The sequence below is a fragment of the Pseudorhodoferax sp. Leaf274 genome, from assembly GCF_001422445.1.
GTDB lineage: Bacteria > Pseudomonadota > Gammaproteobacteria > Burkholderiales > Burkholderiaceae_C > Pseudorhodoferax.
In genome coordinates, this window is sequence record NZ_LMNA01000012.1 from 366,800 (window position 1) to 384,853 (window position 18,054).

Consider the following 18,054-nt stretch of genomic DNA (forward strand, 5'->3'; position numbering starts at 1 on the left):
GTAGAGAGACCGGGGCGCTGGCGGCTCAGAGCAGGCCGCTGGCGCGCAATGCCGCTTCGACGACGGCTTCGTTGTTCTGTGCCAGCGGCGTCATGGGCAGGCGCATGGTGCCGCCGCACAAGCCCATGCGGGCCATGGCCCACTTGAGCGGGATGGGATTGGCTTCGACGAAGAGATGCTTGTGCACGGGCAGCAGCTTGCGCTGGATCTCCATGGCGCCGCGGGCGTCGCCAGCGATGGCGGCCACGCACAGCGCGTGCATGAGGCGCGGCGCGATGTTGGCCGTGACGCTCACGTTGCCCTGGCCGCCGCACAGCATCAGCGCCACGGCGGTCGGGTCGTCGCCCGAGTACACGGCGAAGCCCTTGGGCACGTCGCGGATCAGCCATTGCGCGCGTTCGATGTTGCCGGTGGCTTCCTTGATGCCGACGATGCCGCTCACCTGGGCCAGGCGCAGCACGGTGTCGTGCGCCATGTCCGCCACGGTGCGGCCGGGCACGTTGTACAGCACGGTCGGCAGGTCGCCGACGGCTTCGGCGATGGCCTTGAAGTGCTGGTACTGGCCTTCCTGGGTGGGCTTGTTGTAGTAGGGCACCACTTGCAGCTGGCAGTCGGCGCCCACCTTCTTGGCGAAGCGCGCCAGTTCGATGGCCTCGGAGGTGGAATTGGCGCCGCAGCCGGCCATGATGGGCACCCGCCCCTTGGCCTGCTCGACCGACACGCGGATGATCTCGCAGTGTTCCTCGACGTTCACGGTGGGCGACTCGCCCGTCGTGCCGACCACGCCGATGCAGTCTGTGCCCTCGGCGATGTGCCAGTCGATCAGCTTGCGCAGCGCCGCATAGTCCACGCTGCCATCCTCGTGCATGGGGGTGACGAGGGCGACAATGCTTCCAGTGATGGTGCCGGTGGCGCTGGCGGTGTTGAGGGTCATGTCCGCGGTGTGGAACGCAAAAGCGCGCATTCTACCCAGCCGGTCGGGCTGGAAAGGGCTCAGAGCCGGTGCCGCGCCGGGAGTTCCGTGGCCACCGAGCGCACCGCCGCGATGCGCTGCACGAAGCGCTCGGGGTTTTCCAGGAAGCCGTCTTCATAGGCCACCACGCGCAGCCCGGCGGCGGCCTGCAGCAGCTCGCCGGGGCGCAGCAGGAACTCGGGCCGCGCCGGCCGGCCCACCGTCTCGTTGCCCTGGGCGAAGGTCTCGTACAGCAGCACGCCGCCGGGCGCCAGCGCGGCGACCGTGTCGGCCAGGCGTGGCCGCCAGAGGTAGTTGGTGACCACGACGGCATCGAACGCGCGACCGGCCAGTGGCCACGGCCCGTCTTCGAGTTCGGCCTGCAGCACCTCGGCGCCGGCGGCGGCCAGCGGCGCCAGGCTGGCCAGCGCCGCGGCCGAGCGGTCGACCGCCGTGACGGCATGGCCCCGCGCGTGCAGCCAGTAGGCGTGGCGCCCCGGCCCGCAGGCCAGGTCCAGCACGCGGCCGCCGGCACGGAACAGGTGCGCCCAGCGCTGCACCCAGGCCGAAGGCGGATGCAATGGGGCGGGTGGCTGCACGGCGCTCAAAAGCAGGCCCAGACCTGGTTGGCGAGCCCCACCACGAATTCGGGCTGCAGGTACAGCATGAACACGCCGCCCAGCACTGCCAGTGCGGCGGTCCAGCCCAGGAGCCGGAGCTTGCCCATGTTCATGTGGCTTTCAGTGCCGAGCCGCGCTGGATCGCGGCTTCCTTGACGGGCAGGTTCACGAGGCCCGCGAACACACCCAGCGCGATGGTGATCATCCAGACCACGTCGTAGCTGCCGGTGCGGTCGTACAGGTAGCCGCCCAGCCAGACGCCCAGGAACGAGCCGATCTGGTGCGAGAAGAACACGAAGCCGCCCAGCATCGACAAATGCTGGATGCCGAAGATCGAGGCCACGGCCGCCGTGGTCGGCGGCACCGTGGACAGCCACAGCAGGCCCATGGTGGCGGCGAACAGGTACACGCTCGTCGGCGTGAGCGGCGCCACCACGAAGGCCGTGATGACCACCGCGCGCGCGAAGTAGATGAACGACAGGATGTTCTTCTTGGGCATGCGCTGGCCCAGCGTGCCCGCGATGTAGGTGCCGAACACGTTGAACAGGCCGACCAGCGCCAGCGCGTAACTGGCCACCTGCGGCGACAGGCCGTGGTCCTTGAGGTAGCTGGGCAGGTGCACGCCGATGAAGACGACCTGGAAGCCGCAGACGAAATAGCCGGCCATCAGCAACTGGAAGCTCGGGTACTTGAAGGCTTCCGCCAATGCCTGGCCGATGCTCTGCTCGCGCTTGGCCGGCGCAGTGCCCGAGAAGCCCGGCTCGCGCAGCGCGAAGGCCAGCGGCACGATCAGCAGCGCGGCGGCGCCCAGGATCACCAATGCCTCCTGCCAGCCGAAGCGCGCGATCAGGAAGCCCTCGACCGGCACCATCAGGAACTGGCCGAACGAACCCGCGGCCGCGGCGATGCCCATGGCCCAGGAGCGGCGCTCGGCCGACACATTGCGCCCGATCACCCCGAAGATCACCGCGTAGGTGGTGCCGGCCTGGGCCATGCCCAGCAGCACGCCGGTGGACAGCGAGAACATCAGCGGCGTGGTGGCATGCGCCATGCCGAAGAGGCCCAGCGCATAGAGGGCCGCGCAGACCAGCAGCACGCGGAACGCGCCGAAGCGGTCGGCCGCCATGCCCGCGAAGATGCCGGCGATCCCCCAGGAGATGTTCTGCACCGCGATGGCCAGCGCGAACGCCTCGCGCGTCCAGCCGTTGGCCTGCGTGATCGGCTGCAGCCACAGGCCGAAGCCGTGGCGGATGCCCATCGACAGCGTCACGATCAGGCCGCCGCACATCAGGATGCGCGCCAACGGCAGGGTGGTCTTCGTTGTACTTGTCATGGGCGCGCACTGTAGTGAATTTGCGAGACCCTTGCCGTCGCCCAGGCGCTCGGTCTGTATTTGCATCCAGTGGCGGCGGTGGACGACCCTACAATCCCGCGCCATGGCAACCCAACCCTCCCCGAAGGCACAGCCGCAGTACGGCGAAGCCTCCATCCGAGTTCTGAAAGGCCTGGAGCCCGTCAAGCAGCGGCCCGGCATGTACACGCGTACCGACAACCCGCTGCACGTGGTCCAGGAAGTGCTGGACAACGCGGCCGACGAGGCACTGGCCGGCCACGGCAAGCGGATCCGCGTGACGCTGTTCGCCGACGGCTCCGTCGGCATCGACGACGACGGCCGCGGCATCCCGTTCGGCATGCACCCCGAAGAGAAAGCGCCCGTCATCGAGCTGGTGTTCACCCGGCTGCACGCCGGCGGCAAGTTCGACAAGGGCAAGGGCGGCGCCTACAGCTTCTCCGGCGGCCTGCACGGCGTGGGCGTGTCCGTCACCAACGCGCTGGCCAGGCGGCTGGAGGTCACGAGCCACCGCGAAGGCCAGGTGGCGCGGCTCGTGTTCGCCGATGGCGACGTGGCCGAGCCGCTCGTCGTGCGCAAGGCCGGCGAGGGCGACCGCCGCACCGGCACCTCGGTGCGCGTGTGGCCCGACGCCAAGTACTTCGACAGCGAAACCCTGCCCATGCAGGAGCTGGCCCACCTGCTGCGCAGCAAGGCGGTGCTGATGCCCGGCGTCACCGTCTCGCTGACCGTGGAGAAGACCCGCGACAGCCAGACCTGGCAGTACAAGGGCGGCCTCACCGACTACCTCTCGCAGACGCTCACGGCCGACCCCGTGATCCCGCTGTTCGAGGGCGAGGGCTATGCCGACAGCAACGAGACCTTCGCCGAGGGCGAGGGCGCGCAGTGGTCGGTGGCCTTCACCGAGGACGGCCACGTCGTGCGCGAGAGCTACGTCAACCTGATCCCCACCAGCGCCGGCGGCACGCACGAGGCCGGCCTGCGCGAAGGCCTGTTCACGGCCGTCAAGAGCTTCATCGAGCTGCACTCGCTGCTGCCCAAGGGCGTCAAGCTGCTGCCCGAGGACGTGTTCGCGCGCGCCAGCTACGTGCTGTCGGCCAAGGTGCTGGACCCGCAGTTCCAGGGCCAGATCAAGGAGCGGCTGAACTCGCGCGACGCCGTGCGCCTGGTGGCCAGCTTCGTGCGCCCGGCGCTCGAGCTGTGGCTCAACCAGCATGTGGACTACGGCAAGAAGCTGGCCGAACTGGCCATCCGCGCCGCGCAGACGCGCCAGCGCGCCGGCCAGAAGGTCGAGAAGCGCAAGGGCTCGGGCGTGGCCGTGCTGCCCGGCAAGCTGACCGACTGCGAGAGCCGCGACACCTCGCACAACGAGGTGTTCCTGGTCGAGGGCGACTCGGCCGGCGGCAGCGCCAAGATGGGCCGCGACAAGGAATGCCAGGCCGTGCTGCCGCTGCGCGGCAAGGTGCTCAACACCTGGGAGGTCGAGCGCGACCGGCTGTTCGCCAACACCGAGATCCACGACATCTCGGTCGCGGTGGGCGTCGATCCGCATGGCCCCAACGACAGCCCCGACCTGTCGGGCCTGCGCTACGGCAAGATCTGCATCCTGGCCGATGCCGACGTCGACGGCTCGCACATCCAGGTGCTGCTGCTCACGCTGTTCTTCCGCCACTTTCCCAAGCTCATCGAGACCGGCCACGTGTTCGTGGCGCGCCCGCCGCTGTTCCGCGTCGATGCGCCGGCGCGCGGCAAGAAGCCGGCCTCCAAGGCCTATGCGCTGGACGCTGGCGAACTGACGGCCACTCTCGATAAACTCCGCAAGGAAGGCGTTCGCGAGGGCAGCTGGACCATCAGCCGGTTCAAGGGCCTGGGCGAGATGAGCGCGGAGCAGCTGTGGGACACCACGCTCAACCCCGACACGCGGCGCCTGCTGCCGGTGCAGCTCGGTGCGGTGGATTTCGCCGGCACCGAGCAACTGATCACCAAGCTCATGGGCAAGGGCGAAGCCGCATCCCGTCGCGAACTGATGGAATTGCACGGCGACGCAGTCGAGGTGGACATCTGATGGCACGCGCACGACGGAACACGACGGCTCTGCTGGCGACACTGACCCTGGCGGCTGCGCTGTGGCCGGCCACGTCGCGCGCCGATGTCTGGGGTTTCATCGATGCGCGCGGGGTGGCCCATTTCGCCAGCAACCAGGTGGACGAGCGCTACACCCTGTTCTACAAGGGCGACGACAGCTTCGACACCAGGAGCGGCATCGGCGCCTTCAACCCGCCGGCCGAGGAACGGCCCGCCCTGCCGCTCAAGCTGCAGAACTTCTTCGAGGTCTCGCCCACCTACAAGCAGGTCTTGCCGCATCTGCGCGAGGCCGCGGCCCGCCACGGCATCGAGATCGCGCTGCTGCAGGCGCTGATCGTGGCCGAGTCTGGCTTCGACCGCGCGGCCGTCTCGCCCAAGGGCGCGGTCGGCCTCATGCAGATCATGCCGGCCACGGCCGAGCGTTACGGCCTGGTGGGCGACGCCAAGGTGCCCATCGAGGCCAAGCTCACCGACCCCAAGACCAACATCGGCATCGGCACGCGCTACCTGCGCTTCCTGCTCGACCTGTTCCCGGGCCAGCTCGAGCTGGCGCTGGCCTCCTACAACGCCGGCGAAGGTGCGGTGCAAAAGGCTGGCAACCGGATCCCGAACTACAAGGAAACGCAGGACTACGTGCGCACCGTCACGCGGCTGTACCAGGGCCTGAAGCCCCCACCCGAAAGCCGCCGGCTGCAAGTGCCGGCGCAGCGTGTGCGCATGGAACTGCGTGGCCGCCTGCCCGTGGGCGACGCCACCACGCAGCTCGCGCAGCAGCCTTGATGTCCTGATGCCGGCACGCGCCGGCGCCTCCTGCGGCAGCTGGCCTGCCGCATGCCCCATTCGTTTCGCAACATGACAGATTCTTCGATCCTGGACGATTCCAACCTGCCGCCGCAGGGCCCCGGTGCCGGCGGCCCTGGCGACGGCGAGAGCGACGACGCGCTCGACCTGGGCCGCTATGCCCAGCGCGCCTACCTCGAATACGCGATGAGCGTGGTCAAGGGCCGCGCGCTGCCCGACGTCTGCGACGGCCAGAAGCCCGTGCAGCGGCGCATCCTGTACTCCATGGCGCGCATGGGCCTGGGCTTCGGCGGTGCCAATGGCACGGTCGGCGCCAAGCCCGTCAAGAGCGCGCGCGTGGTCGGCGACGTGCTGGGCCGCTTCCACCCGCACGGCGACCAGGCCGCCTACGACGCGCTGGTGCGCATGGCGCAGGACTTCAGCCAGCGCTACCCGCTGATCGACGGCCAGGGCAACTTCGGCAGCCGCGATGGCGACGGCGCCGCGGCCATGCGCTACACCGAAGCACGGTTGGCGCGCATCACGCGGCTGCTGCTCGACGAGATCGACGAGGGAACCGTCGACTTCATCCCCAACTACGACGGCTCGACCGAGGAGCCGCGCCAGCTGCCGGCGCGGCTGCCGTTCACGCTGCTCAACGGGGCCAGCGGCATCGCGGTGGGCCTGGCCACCGAGATCCCCAGCCACAACCTGCGCGAGGTGGCCGACGCCTGCGTGGCGCTGATCAAGACCCCCAAGCTCAGCGACGAGGAACTGCTGCAGATCCTGCCCGGCCCCGACTACGCGGGCGGCGGCCAGATCATCAGCACGGCCGCCGACATCGCGGACGCCTACCGCACGGGCCGCGGCTCGCTCAAGGTGCGTGCGCGCTGGAAGATCGAGGAACTCGCGCGCGGCCAGTGGCAGATGGTGGTGACCGAGCTGCCGCCCGGCGTCAGCAGCCAGCGCGTGCTGGAGGAGATCGAAGCGCTGACCAACCCGCAGGTCAAGGCCGGCAAGAAGACGCTGAGCCAGGAGCAGCAGCAGCTCAAGGCCAGCATGCTGGCGGTGCTGGACGTGGTGCGCGACGAGTCGAGCAAGGACGCCGCCGTGCGCCTGGTGTTCGAGCCCAAGACCAGCCGCATCGCCCAGCCCGAGCTCATCGGCGCGCTGCTGGCCCACACGAGCCTGGAGACCAGCGCCCCGATCAACCTGACCGGCGTGGGCCTGGACGGCCGGCCCGTGCAGAAGTCGCTGCGCCAGATGCTGGAGGAGTGGATCGCCTTTCGCCAGACCACGGTGCAGCGCCGCTCGCGCTTCCGGCTGGACAAGGTGCTGGACCGCATCCACATCCTCGAAGGCCGGCAGCTCGTGCTGCTCAACATCGACGAGGTCATCGCCATCATCCGCCAGTCGGACGAGCCCAAGGCCGCGCTGATCGCGCGCTTCAACCTCTCCGACCGGCAGGCCGAGGACATCCTGGAGATCCGGCTGCGCCAGCTGGCGCGGCTGGAAGCCATCAAGATCGAGCAGGAGTTGAAGGAACTGCGCGAGGAGCAGGGCCGGCTGGAGGACATCCTGGCCAACCCGGCCTCGCTGCGCCGCCTGATGGTCCGGGAGATCGAGGCCGACGCCAAGACCTTCGCCGATGCGCGCCGCACGCTGATCCAGGCCGAGAAGCGTGCCGTGGTCGAGGTGCGCGTGGTCGACGAGCCCGTCACGGTGGTCGTCTCGCAAAAGGGCTGGGTGCGGGCGCAGAAGGGCTGGGCCAAGGACCGGGCCACGCCCGCCGAGTACAGCTTCAAGTCCGGCGACACGCTGTACGCGGCGTTCGAGTGCCGCAGCGTGGACCATCTGCTGGTGTTCGGCAGCAATGGCCGCGTCTACACCGTGGCGGTGTCGGCGCTGCCGGGTGCGCGCGGCGACGGCCAGCCGGTCAGCTCGCTGATCGAACTGGAGAGCGGCACGCAGGTGGCGCACTTCTTCGCGGGGCCGGCCAGCGCCCAGTTGCTGCTGTCGGGTTCGGGCGGCTACGGCTTCCTGGCGACGGTGGAGAACATGCTGTCGCGCCAGCGCGCCGGCAAGGCGTTCGTCAGCGTGGGCGAGGGCGAGGTGCTGTGCCGGCCCTCGCATGCCGCGGGCGTGGCCCAGGGCCTGGTGCTGGCGCCTGCCACGCACGTGGCCTGCGCATCGACCGGCGGCCGCATCCTGACCTTCGAGATCGCCGAACTCAAGGCCATGGAGAAGGGCGGCCGCGGCCTCATGCTGATGGACCTGGAGCCCAAGGACGCGCTGGCCGGCGCGGCTGCCTACACGCGCAGCGTGCGCATCGAGGGCGTGGGCCGCGGCGGCAAGGCGCGCGAGGAGCAGCTGGAGATCCGCTCGCTCAACAACGCGCGCGCACTGCGCGGCCGCAAGGGCAAGAGCACGGACCTGGGCTTCAAGCCCACCAGCATCGCGCGCGTCGAGTAAGTAAGGCCGCGCGGGGGCCTTGCTCAGGCCCCGATCACCCCGCCGTCCACGCGCCGGATCACCACCGTGGCCGAGCGTGGGCGGTTGCTGCCCTTGTCCGGCCAGTTCGACAGGCGCGTGGGCGCGGCCGGGTCGCTGCGCTCGCTCGGGCTCTCGCCCGGGTGCTGGATGTTGATGAACATGGTGCGCCCGTCCGGCGTGCCGGTGGCGCCCGTGATCTCGCAGCCGGCGGGGCCGGTCAGGAAGCGGCGGATCTCGCCCGTGGCCGGGTCGGCGGCCAGCATGGCGTTGTGCGCGAGGCCTGCGAGTTCGCCCTTGCCCATGGCAGAGGTCGACATGTCGGTCTGGATCCACAGCACGCCGCGCGCGTCCACCCACAGACCGTCGGGGCAGGCGAACGCATCGCCCTTGACGTTGCCCTTGGCCTCGGCGCGCTCGTTGAGCGGGTCGCCGGCCAGCACGAAGTGGTTCCACTGGAACGCCAGGCCGTCGTGGTCGCTGTCTTCCTTCCAGCGGATGATGTGGCCCATGCCGTTGTTGGCGCGCGGGTTGGCCGCGTCCACGCCCAGCTGGTCCTTTGCGCCGCGGTTGCTGTTGTTGGTCAGCGTGCAGTAGACCCAGCCCTGCTTGTCCACGGCGATCCACTCGGGCCGGTCCATCCTGGTCGCGCCCAGGCGGTCGCTGGCCTGGCGGCTCTTGATGACCACCTCGCCCTGGTCGGCAAAGCCGTTCGCTGCGGTCAGCGGGCCTTCGCCGTGCGCCAGCGCGATCCAGCGGCCGCGGCCGTCGGCGTCGAAGCGGGCCACGTACAGCGTGCCGCTGTCCAGCAGCGTGGCGTTGGCGGCTGCGCCACCGCTCTGGATGCGGCCGGCGCTCACGAACTTGTAGATGTACTCGAAGCGCGCGTCCTCGCCCATGTAGACCACCGCGCGGCCGTCGCGCGTCACGGCCACGGTCGCGCCCTCGTGCGCGGCGCGGCCCAGCGCCGTGCGCTTGACCGGTGTGCTGCTCGGGTTGTTGGGGTCGATCTCCACCACCCAGCCGTGGCGGTTCAGCTCGTTGGGGTGCTTGCCGGCGTCGAAGCGCTCGTCGTGCTCGTGCCAGCGGTAGCCGGCCGGGTCGCCCTTGCGCAGGCCCCAGCGTGCCTGGTGCGCGTCGGGCTGGTCCGGGCCCTTGAAGTAGTTGACGAAGTTCTCTTCGCAGGTGAGGTAGGTGCCCCAGGGCGTGACGCCGCTGCCGCAGTTGTTGAAGGTCCCCAGCACGCGCCGGCCGCTGGCGTCGGCCGCGGTCTTCATCAGGGCGTGGCCGGCGGCGGGGCCGGAGACGGCCATCGGGGTGCGCGCCGTGATGCGGCGGGCCCAGGGCGAGGGCCGCACCACGTCCCAGCGGCCGTCCTTGAACGCCACCTCGCAGACGCTGACGCCGTGCGCGGCCTGGGCCTTGCGCACCTTCTCGGCCGTCCAGCCCGCCATGCCGCCCGCGTGCAGCAGGCCGTCGTCGCTGTACTCGTGGTTCATGACCAGGAGGCCCGAGGTGGCGCCCTGCGCGTAGAAGTGGATGCCGTCGTGGTGCATGCCGAACTGCGCCTCCTGCTCGGCCGCGCTGTTGGTGGCGTCGGCCCGGTAGGCAGGCAACTCGCCCGACAGGCCGACCGGGTCGCCCCAGGGTGCGATGACCTGGGCCGTGTAGCCCTCGGGCACGGTCACGGTGTCGGCGTTGGAGATCGGCACGGCCTTGAAGCCCAGTGCCGTGCCCTTGGTCCCGGTGCCTGCCCCGGTCGTGGCGCAGCCCGCCAGGCCCAGGCCGGCCAGCGGCGCGAGGAAGGCCGAGGCGGCCGCGCCGCGCAGCAGCGTGCGGCGCGAGGGCTGGCTGAGTTCGTGGATGCTGGGGGTGGGACAGCGGTTGCTGTCCTCCATCGTCGAGAAGTCCTTGGGCATGGTGTTCTGGGTTTCGTGGGAACCCCGGAACACTGCCCGGTCACCGTGACACGGGCGTGACGGTCACACGGCGTGCGCGAAGCGCCTGCTCCGCGCGGCGCTCATTCGAGCTCGGCGATCAGTTCGATCTCGACGCAGGCACCCATCGGGATCTGTGCCACGCCGAAGGCGCTGCGCGCGTGCGCGCCCGCCGGGCCGAACAGTTCGCCCAGCAACTCGCTGCAGCCGTTGGTGACCAGGTGCTGCTCGGTGAAGTCGGGCGTGGAGTTCACGAGGCTCATGAGCTTGACGATGCGCTTGACCTTGGACAGGTCGCCGCTGGCCGCCTGCAGCGTTCCCAGCAGGTCGATGGCGACGGCGCGCGCGGCCTCCTTGCCTTGCGCGGTCGTGACGTCCTTGCCGAGCTGGCCGACCCAGACCTTGCCGTCCTTCTTGGCGAGGTGGCCGGACAGGAACACCAGCTTGCCGGTCTGCACGAAGGGCACGTAGGCGGCAGCCGGCGTGGCCACGGGGGGCAGTTCGATGCCCAGTTGTTTCAGCTTGTCGTGGATGCGCATGGATTCACTCCTGATGTTGGCTTTGGCTTTGGCTTTGGCTCTGGCTCTGGCTCTGGCTCTGGCTCTGGCTGTGGCCGCCGCGTTCTTCCGGGTCGAGGTCCGGCAGGGGCGCCACCGTCACGCCGACGTGCAGGATGTGGCGGGCGCCCCCGTGGATGACGCCGCGCATGGGCGAGACGTCGGAGAAGTCGCGGCCCACGGCCAGCGTCACATAGTCCTCGCCGGGCGCGCGGTCGTTGGTCGGGTCGAAGTCGTACCAGCCGTCGTGCCCGGGCACATCGGGCACGTAGACCGACACCCAGGCGTGCGAGGCGTCGGCACCCACCAGGCGTGGCTGGCCCGGTGGCGGCTGCGTGAGCAGGTAGCCCGACACGTAGCGTGCCGGCAGGCCCAGCATGCGCAGGCCGGCCACCATGATGTGGGCGAAGTCCTGGCACACGCCCTTGCGCTGCGCCAGGGCTTCAACGGCAGGGGTGTTGATCTCGGTGCTGTCGGAGGCGTAGTCGAAGTCGCGGTAGATGCGCCGCATCAGGTCCTCGGTGGCCGCCAGCAGGGGCGTGCCCGGTCCGAAGCTGGGCCGCACGTAATCCAGGAAGTCGGCATGGCGCGGCACGTAGGGCGAGGGGAACAGGTATTCGGACGCGGCGTCGTAGCCACCACCTGCGCGGTAGCGGAAGCGGTCGCGCACCTGCTCCCAGCCCAGCGGGCTGGGCGGTCGCCTGGGCACCTGCGTTTCGACCACGCTGTCGGCCACCACGCACAGTTCCTCGTGGCCGCTCTGCAGCGCGAAGAAGCTGCGGGTGTTGCCGAACACGTCGCGGCCCGTGCGCAGCTCGTCGGGCTCGGGCGTGACCACCAGCCGGTGCCGCAGCAGCCGCTGGCTGGGCGTGTCGCGCGGGCGCAGGTGCGCCACATGCTGGGCCGTTTCCACGGCGGGCGTGTAGTCGTAGCGCGTCTCGTGGGTGACTTGCAGTCGCATGCGGTCCGCCTCGGCCGGTCAGGCCCCGACGCTGGTCTTGGCGTCGCGTGAATGCGTGAAGTAGATGGCGCCGACCGCGTCCGAGATGTCGTAGGCCGACTGCACGCAGCTTTCCAGCCGCTTGAGCAGCTCGGCGTGGTCGCCGTCCGCGTCCAGCGCGCAGATCTCGTCGAGCGACCAGCGCGCCGGTTGCAGCACCTCGCGCGCCAGCGGCGTGTCCTGCACCTTGGCCTCGCCTGCCAGCTTGGCCAGCCGGCCGGCCAGGGTGTGGGCCACCCAGCCCAGCGACCGCGGGTTGTCGCGGTCCAGCACCAGCAGGTCGAGCAGGGCGGGCAGCTCGCGGCCCTGCTGGTACTGCGAGTGGAAGGTGATGCTGCTGTCGAACAGCGACAGCACGGCCTCGAACCCGCCCGTGGTGGCCACCGCGCCGCTGGACAGCGCGCGCGCCAGCGCCGAGGACAGGAAGCTCAGGCGCTCCACATGCCGGCCGATGGACAGCAGCCGCCAGCCGTCGTCGCGCGTCATGCGGTCGGTCTGCGCGCCGGTCATGGCTGCCGTGGCGGTGCTGGTGGTCTCCAGCAGGCGCATCGCCTCCAGCGCCGAGAAGTCGCCGCTGCGGGTGGCTTCGGCGCAGCGCGCCAGCAGGTCTTCCTCGGCCTGCACGATCACGTTCCAGTGTTCCTGCGACAGCCGCTCGCGCACGGCCGACGCCGCAAAGCGCGTGGAGCGCAGGTTGTAGCCCACGCTCTGCACCTTCTCGGTGTCGCCCAGGCCGGCGATCAGCGAACGCTCGAACACGCGCCGCGCCTGTGTGGGCGAGGGCACGGCCGGCAGCACCAGGGCGAAGCTCTTGCACATGTCGTAGAGCCACGCCAGCAGCGGCGCCAGCGACTGGTCTTCGCCGTTGAGCGCGGCCAGCGTCACGCGCGCCAGCCGCAGCGTGTTCTCCGAGCGTTCGGCGTAGCGGCCCAGCCAGAACAGGTTCTCCGCGGCCCGGCTGGTGACCAGGCGGCGCCGGCGCACCACGGCCGCGGTGGATTGCGCCTGGGGCAGCAGCGTGGTGCGGTCGACCTCGCCATCGGTGCGCACCCACACGTCGGCGCTGCTGCCGCCACGCTGCATCGAGGCGATGCTGTGGTGTGCGCTGACCATGCGGGCCAGGCCGCCCGGCAGCACGCGCCACGAACGCGGGCCGTCGGACACCGCGAACACGCGCAGCATCACCGAGCGCGGCGAGATGCGCGGCGGGTAGCCATTGCCGCTGGTCCAAGTCGGCATCTGCGACAGCGGCATGTAGGTCTGCACGGTGTGCTCGTCGCCCTGGCGCACGATGCGGCCGGCCCATTCGTCGAGCTGGCGGCGCGACAGCGCGTTGCCGAGCACGGCGTCGAACGGGGCGAGGCCGCCGCTGTCGCCGTAGGTGGGCTTGATCACGCAGCGCGACAGTTCGGGCAGGGCCGCCTCCAGGGCGGCGCGCTCGCCGCACCACCAGGTCGGCACGGCGGGCAGCTGCAGTTCCTCGCCGAGCAGGTGGCGCGCCAGCGCCGGCAGGAAACCCAGCAGCGCGGGCGATTCCAGGAAGGCCGAGCCGGGCGCATTGGCCACCAGCACGTTGCCGGCGCGGATCGCCTGCAGCAGGCCCGGCACGCCCAGGCGCGAATCGGGGCGCAGCTCGAGCGGGTCGAGGTACTGGTCGTCGAGCCGCTTGATCAGGCCATGCACGGGCTCCAGGCCCTTGAGCGTCTTGAGGTACAGGCGCTGGTCGCGCACCGTGAGGTCGCTGCCCTCGACCAGCGTGATGCCCAGGTAGCGCGCCAGGTAGGCCTGCTCGAAGTAGGTCTCGTTGTAGGGGCCGGGCGTCAGCAGCGCGATGTGGGCATCGGCACCGGCCGGGCTCATGCGCTTGATGCCTTCGACCATGGCGCTGTAGGTGGCGGCCAGGCGCTGCACGTGCAGCGCGTCGAAGGCCTGCGGGAACAGCCGCGAGATGGCCAGCCGGTTCTCCAGCAGGTAGCCCAGGCCGGATGGGGCCTGCGTGCGCTGCGAGACCACCCACCAGTTGCCGTCGGCGCCGTGGGCCAGGTCGTAGGCGGTGATGTGCAGGTGCGTGCCGGCCAGCGGCTCGCAACCGTGCATGGCGCGCAGGTAGCCCGGGTGGCCTTGCACCAGCCCGGGCGGCAGCAGGCCCTTGGCCAGCAGGCGCTGGGGGCCGTAGACGTCGGCCATCACGCTGTCGAGCACGCGCACGCGCTGCAGCACGCCGGCCTCGATCTGGCGCCAGCTGTCGGGCGAGACGATCAGCGGGAACAGGTCGAGCGACCAGGGCCGCTGCGGGTTGCTGGCGTCGGCATAGACGTTGTAGGTGACGCCGTTGTCGCGCAGCTGGCGGCGCATCAGCGCGGTGCGGCGCTCCAGGTCGCCGAAGCCGTCGCGGCCCAGCAGTTCGAAGAAGGCGGCCCAGTCCGCGGTCAGCGGCGCCCGCGCGGCATTGCTGCGTGCAGGGGCATCCCCGGCAGGCCGGGCCATGCCGCGCAGCTCGTCGTAGTGGCCGGGCATGGCCGGCCGGGCCAGCGCCGAGGCCAGCCCTGCCGGGCTTTCCTGGCCTTGCCCGTCGAAGAGATTGTTGTTTGCTTGATCCACGTCGAGGGCATTGTCACATCCCGGTCAACGCCGGGATGCTGCACACACGCCACAGCCGTCGATTCTCCGGCGCTCAGCGGCGCAGATCGAGCGTGAACGGGAACTCGCGGCTGCCCGGCACGTTGATGGTGGCGGGGGGCACCACCATCGTGCCCGGCGTGTGGCCGATGCGGAAGAAGCGCGCCAGGCGCCGGCTCTCGGCCTCGTACGAGTTGACGGGGAAGGTGTCGTAGTTGCGGCCACCGGGGTGGGCCACGTGGTACTGGCAACCACCCAGCGAGCGCTTCATCCAGGTGTCGACGATGTCGAACACCAGCGGCGTGTGCACGCCGATCGTGGGATGCAGCGCCGACGGCGGGTTCCAGGCCCGGTAGCGCACGCCGGAGACGTACTCGCCCTTCACGCCAGTAGGCTGCATGGCCAGCGCGCGCCCGTTGCAGGTGACGACGTAGCGGCTCTCGTTGAGGCCGGTCACGCGCACCTCGATGCGTTCCAGCGAGGAATCGACATAGCGTGCGGTGCCGCCGGGTGCGCCTTCCTCGCCCATCACGTGCCAGGGCTCCAGCGCATTGCGCAGCGTCAGCTCGATGCTGTTGGTCTGCACCTGGCCGACGATGGGGAAGCGGAACTCCAGGTGCGGCGCGAACCAGGCGCTGTCGAAGGCGTAGCCGGCCTCGCGCATCTCGCGGATCACGTCGTCGAAGTCCATCCGGACGAAGGTCGGCAGCAGGAAGCGGTCGTGCAGTTCGGTGCCCCAGCGCGTGGCCGGCGCGTGGTAGGGCGCGTTCCAGAAACGGGCCACCAGCGCGCGCAGCAGCAGCTGCTGGGCGATGCTCATGCGCGCATGCGGCGGCATCTCGAAGGCGCGCAGCTCCAGCAGGCCGAGCCGGCCGGTGCTGCTGTCGGGCGAGTACATCTTGTCGATGCAGAACTCGCTGCGGTGGGTGTTGCCGGTCACGTCGATCAGCACGTTGCGCAGCGTGCGGTCCACGAGCCAGGGCGGCATGTCCTGGCCGTAGACCTCGCGGTTGCGCGTGATCTCGCGCAGCGCGATCTCCAGCTCGTACAGCTGGTCGTTGCGGGCCTCGTCCACGCGCGGCGCCTGGCTGGTCGGGCCGATGAACATGCCCGAGAACAGGTAGGACAGCGAGGGATGGTTGTGCCAGTACAGGATCAGGCTGGCCAGCAGCTCGGGCTTGCGCAGGAACGGGCTGTCCGCCGGCGTGGCGCCGCCCAGCACGAAGTGGTTGCCGCCGCCGGTGCCGGTGTGGCGGCCGTCGGTCATGAACTTCTCGGCCGACAGGCGCGTCTCGAACGCGGCCTGGTACAGGAACTCGGTGTGCTGCACCAGGTCGCCCCAGTTGTGCGCCGGGTGGATGTTGACCTCGATCACGCCGGGATCGGGCGTGACCTGCAGCACCTTCAGGCGGGGGTCGCGCGGCGGCGGATAGCCTTCCAGCACGATCTTCACGCCCAGTTCCTCGGCCGTGGCCTCGACCGCGGCCAGCAGGTCCAGGTAGTCCTCCAGCCGCGCCAGCGGCGGCATGAACACGTAGAGGTGGCCAGACTTGGTGCCCACGCGCTCGGCCTTCGGGCCGTTGGCGCGGCGCGGGTCGCGCGCTTCCACGCACAGGGCGGTGCGGGTGATCCAGTGCGCCGATTCGAAGCGGCCCGGGCTGCGCAGGAAGTTGCCGGGCTCGGACTGCAGCGCGTCTGCAGAGGCGGCCTCGCCCAGGCGGCGGTCCTGCAGCCTGCGGGCCGCTTCGCCGGGGCGGTCGGCCGTGCTGACGAAGCGGGCCGGGTCGCTGCTGGCGGCGGCGGTGCCGGCCGTGTGGGCCGTGCCGGCGCCGCCGTGGCCCTGCGCACCCAGGGCCGCGGCATAGCTGGCGCGCAGCGCGTCGCCGGCCGGCAGCGGGCCGCGCGGGTCCATCGGGTCGCGCTCGTGGAAATAGGGGTACTCGCCCTTGCTGACCCAGGGCAGCGAATCCAGCGGGAGGCGGTAGCCCATGGGCGAGTCGCCCGGCATCAGGTACATGCGCTCGTCGCGGAAGAACCAGGGGCCGGTGGTCCAGCGGTTGCCGGCCACGCTGGGGCCTTCGCCCACCTGCAGCGGCAGCACGTAGCCGATGACGGCGTCGAGCTTCTGCTCGAACACGCGGCGCAGCCGGGCGCGCTCGAGTTCGTCGTCCAGCCGCGTGTCGAACGGGTCGACGTTGACGGGCAGCCGGCGCTCGCGCCACAGGTAGTAGAAGACGTCCTCGTAGCCGGGCTCGATGAAGCTGTCGGACAGGTTCAGCTTGGAGGCCAGCAGCGACGTGAAGCGGCGCGCATCCTCGCTGCTGTAGCTGGCGGCGTCGCGCTCGTCGGCGAACAGCGCCGGGTTGGACCAGCTCGGCTGCCCGTCGGCACGCCAGAAGATCGACAGCGCCCAGCGCGGCAGCTGCTCGCCCGGGTACCACTTGCCCTGGCCGAAGTGCAGGAAACCGCCCCGGCCGTATTCGTCGCGCAGCTTGTGCACGAGTTCGGTGGCGTAGCCGCGCTTGGTCGGGCCCAGTGCGTCGGTGTTCCACTCGGCGGCGTCGCGGTCGCTGGTGGCCACGAAGGTCGGTTCGCCGCCCATGGTCAGGCGCACGTCGCCGGCCACCAGGTCGGCATCGACCTGCTCGCCCAGGGCCAGCACCTGCGCCCATTGCTCCTCGGTGTAGGGCTTGGTCACGCGCGGCGATTCGTAGATGCGCGAGATGCCCATGTGGTGCTCGAAGGTCACCTCGGCCTCGTCGACCAGACCCTCGATGGGCGCGGCGCCCGAGGGCTGCGGCGTGCAGGCCAGCGGGATGTGGCCTTCGCCGGCCAAGAGGCCCGAGGTCGCGTCCAGGCCGATCCAGCCGGCGCCGGGCAGGTACACCTCGCACCAGGCGTGCAGGTCGGTGAAGTCGTGGTCGGTGCCGCTCGGGCCGTCGAGCGCCTTCACGTCGGGCGTGAGCTGGATCAGGTAGCCCGAGACGAAGCGCGCGGCCAGGCCGCAGCGGCGCAGCAGCTGCACCAGCAGCCAGCCCGAGTCGCGGCAGGAGCCGCTGGCGGCGGTCAGCGTCTCTTCGGGCGTCTGCACGCCGGGCTCCATGCGGATCAGGTAGCGGATGTCGCTGGCGACCTGCTGGTTGATCCTGACCAGGAAGTCGATGGTGCGCTGCTCGCTGCGGTCGATCTTGGTCAGGTACTGCGCGACCAGCGGCGTGACCGGCTCGACCGCGAGATAGGGCGCGAGTTCTTCCTTCACTTCAGGGCTGTAGGCGAACGGGAAGTTCTCGGCCGCAGGTTCCAGGAAGAAGTCGAACGGGTTGTAGACGGCCATCTCGACGACGAGGTCGACCGTGATCTTGAATTCCTGCGTCTTCTCGGGAAACACCAGGCGCGCCTGGTAGTTGGCGAAAGGGTCCTGCTGCCAGTTGACGAAGTGCTGGGCGGGTTCGACCTTGAGCGAATACGAAATGATGTTGCTGCGGCAATGCGGCGCGGGCCGCAGACGGATCACCTGGGGCCCCAGTTGCACGGGGCGGTCATAGCGGTAGTGGGAAACGTGGTTCAGCGCTGCGTGTGTGGACATCTGTGTCTCTTGGTCTGGATGTAACAACCATGGCACTTGCCACCGGTGCCGGATACTAGCAAGAGGCGAGCCAAAGG

General features: G+C 70.2%; 12 protein-coding genes. 3 read left to right on the plus strand and 9 right to left on the minus strand.

Annotated elements, in window-relative coordinates; genetic code table 11:
- Positions 1-25 precede the first annotated feature (25 nt).
- The 4 genes from dapA to ASF44_RS15775 are packed head-to-tail and all read right to left on the minus strand — an operon-like array spanning position 26 to position 2,905.
- Positions 26-934, minus strand: a complete 909-nt coding sequence (gene dapA / locus ASF44_RS15765) for a 4-hydroxy-tetrahydrodipicolinate synthase (protein WP_056900167.1) — start codon at positions 932-934, stop codon at positions 26-28.
- 59 nt (positions 935-993) lie between these two features.
- Complete coding sequence (locus tag ASF44_RS15770) at positions 994-1,551, minus strand: bifunctional 2-polyprenyl-6-hydroxyphenol methylase/3-demethylubiquinol 3-O-methyltransferase UbiG (RefSeq protein WP_056900168.1); 558 nt, start codon at positions 1,549-1,551, stop codon at positions 994-996.
- A gap of 5 nt (positions 1,552-1,556) precedes the next feature.
- Complete coding sequence (locus tag ASF44_RS33105; protein ID WP_255358203.1) at positions 1,557-1,679, minus strand: hypothetical protein; 123 nt, start codon at positions 1,677-1,679, stop codon at positions 1,557-1,559.
- Positions 1,680-1,681: 2 nt separating this feature from the next.
- Positions 1,682-2,905, minus strand: coding sequence for an MFS transporter (locus ASF44_RS15775; protein WP_056900169.1), 1,224 nt, complete (start codon positions 2,903-2,905; stop codon positions 1,682-1,684).
- A 103-nt stretch (positions 2,906-3,008) separates the two neighbouring features.
- Here ASF44_RS15775 and ASF44_RS15780 point away from each other — a divergent pair, with 103 nt between their 5' ends.
- The 3 genes from ASF44_RS15780 to parC all read left to right on the plus strand — a co-directional run bounded on the left by ASF44_RS15780 (position 3,009) and on the right by parC (position 8,260).
- On the plus strand, positions 3,009-4,988 hold the full coding sequence (locus tag ASF44_RS15780; RefSeq protein WP_056900170.1) for a DNA topoisomerase IV subunit B: 1,980 nt from the start codon (positions 3,009-3,011) through the stop codon (positions 4,986-4,988).
- Complete coding sequence (locus ASF44_RS15785; protein WP_082524797.1) at positions 4,988-5,788, plus strand: lytic transglycosylase domain-containing protein; 801 nt, start codon at positions 4,988-4,990, stop codon at positions 5,786-5,788. Before ASF44_RS15780 ends, ASF44_RS15785 begins: the two co-directional genes overlap by 1 nt.
- 72 nt (positions 5,789-5,860) lie before the next feature.
- Positions 5,861-8,260 carry a DNA topoisomerase IV subunit A gene (gene parC, locus ASF44_RS15790; RefSeq protein ID WP_082524798.1) on the plus strand — a complete coding sequence of 800 codons (2,400 nt, stop codon included), beginning with the start codon at positions 5,861-5,863 and terminating at the stop codon, positions 8,258-8,260.
- Positions 8,261-8,283: 23 nt separating this feature from the next.
- Here parC and ASF44_RS15795 read toward each other — a convergent pair whose 3' ends face one another.
- From ASF44_RS15795 to ASF44_RS15815, 5 genes are all read right to left on the minus strand, one after another.
- A complete protein-coding gene (locus tag ASF44_RS15795) occupies positions 8,284-10,197 on the minus strand; it encodes a PhoX family phosphatase (protein WP_056900171.1) in 1,914 nt (637 codons plus the stop codon).
- Between the two features lie 101 nt (positions 10,198-10,298).
- Complete coding sequence (locus tag ASF44_RS15800; protein WP_056900172.1) at positions 10,299-10,754, minus strand: RidA family protein; 456 nt, start codon at positions 10,752-10,754, stop codon at positions 10,299-10,301.
- Between the two features lie 4 nt (positions 10,755-10,758).
- On the minus strand, positions 10,759-11,733 hold the full coding sequence (locus ASF44_RS15805) for a transglutaminase family protein (RefSeq protein ID WP_056900173.1): 975 nt from the start codon (positions 11,731-11,733) through the stop codon (positions 10,759-10,761).
- 18 nt (positions 11,734-11,751) lie between these two features.
- Entirely contained in the window at positions 11,752-14,373 is a 2,622-nt protein-coding gene (locus ASF44_RS15810) for a circularly permuted type 2 ATP-grasp protein (protein ID WP_056900174.1), read from the minus strand.
- Positions 14,374-14,446: 73 nt separating this feature from the next.
- A complete protein-coding gene (locus ASF44_RS15815) occupies positions 14,447-17,977 on the minus strand; it encodes a DUF2126 domain-containing protein (protein ID WP_056900175.1) in 3,531 nt (1,176 codons plus the stop codon).
- Between the last annotated feature and the right edge of the window lie 77 nt (positions 17,978-18,054).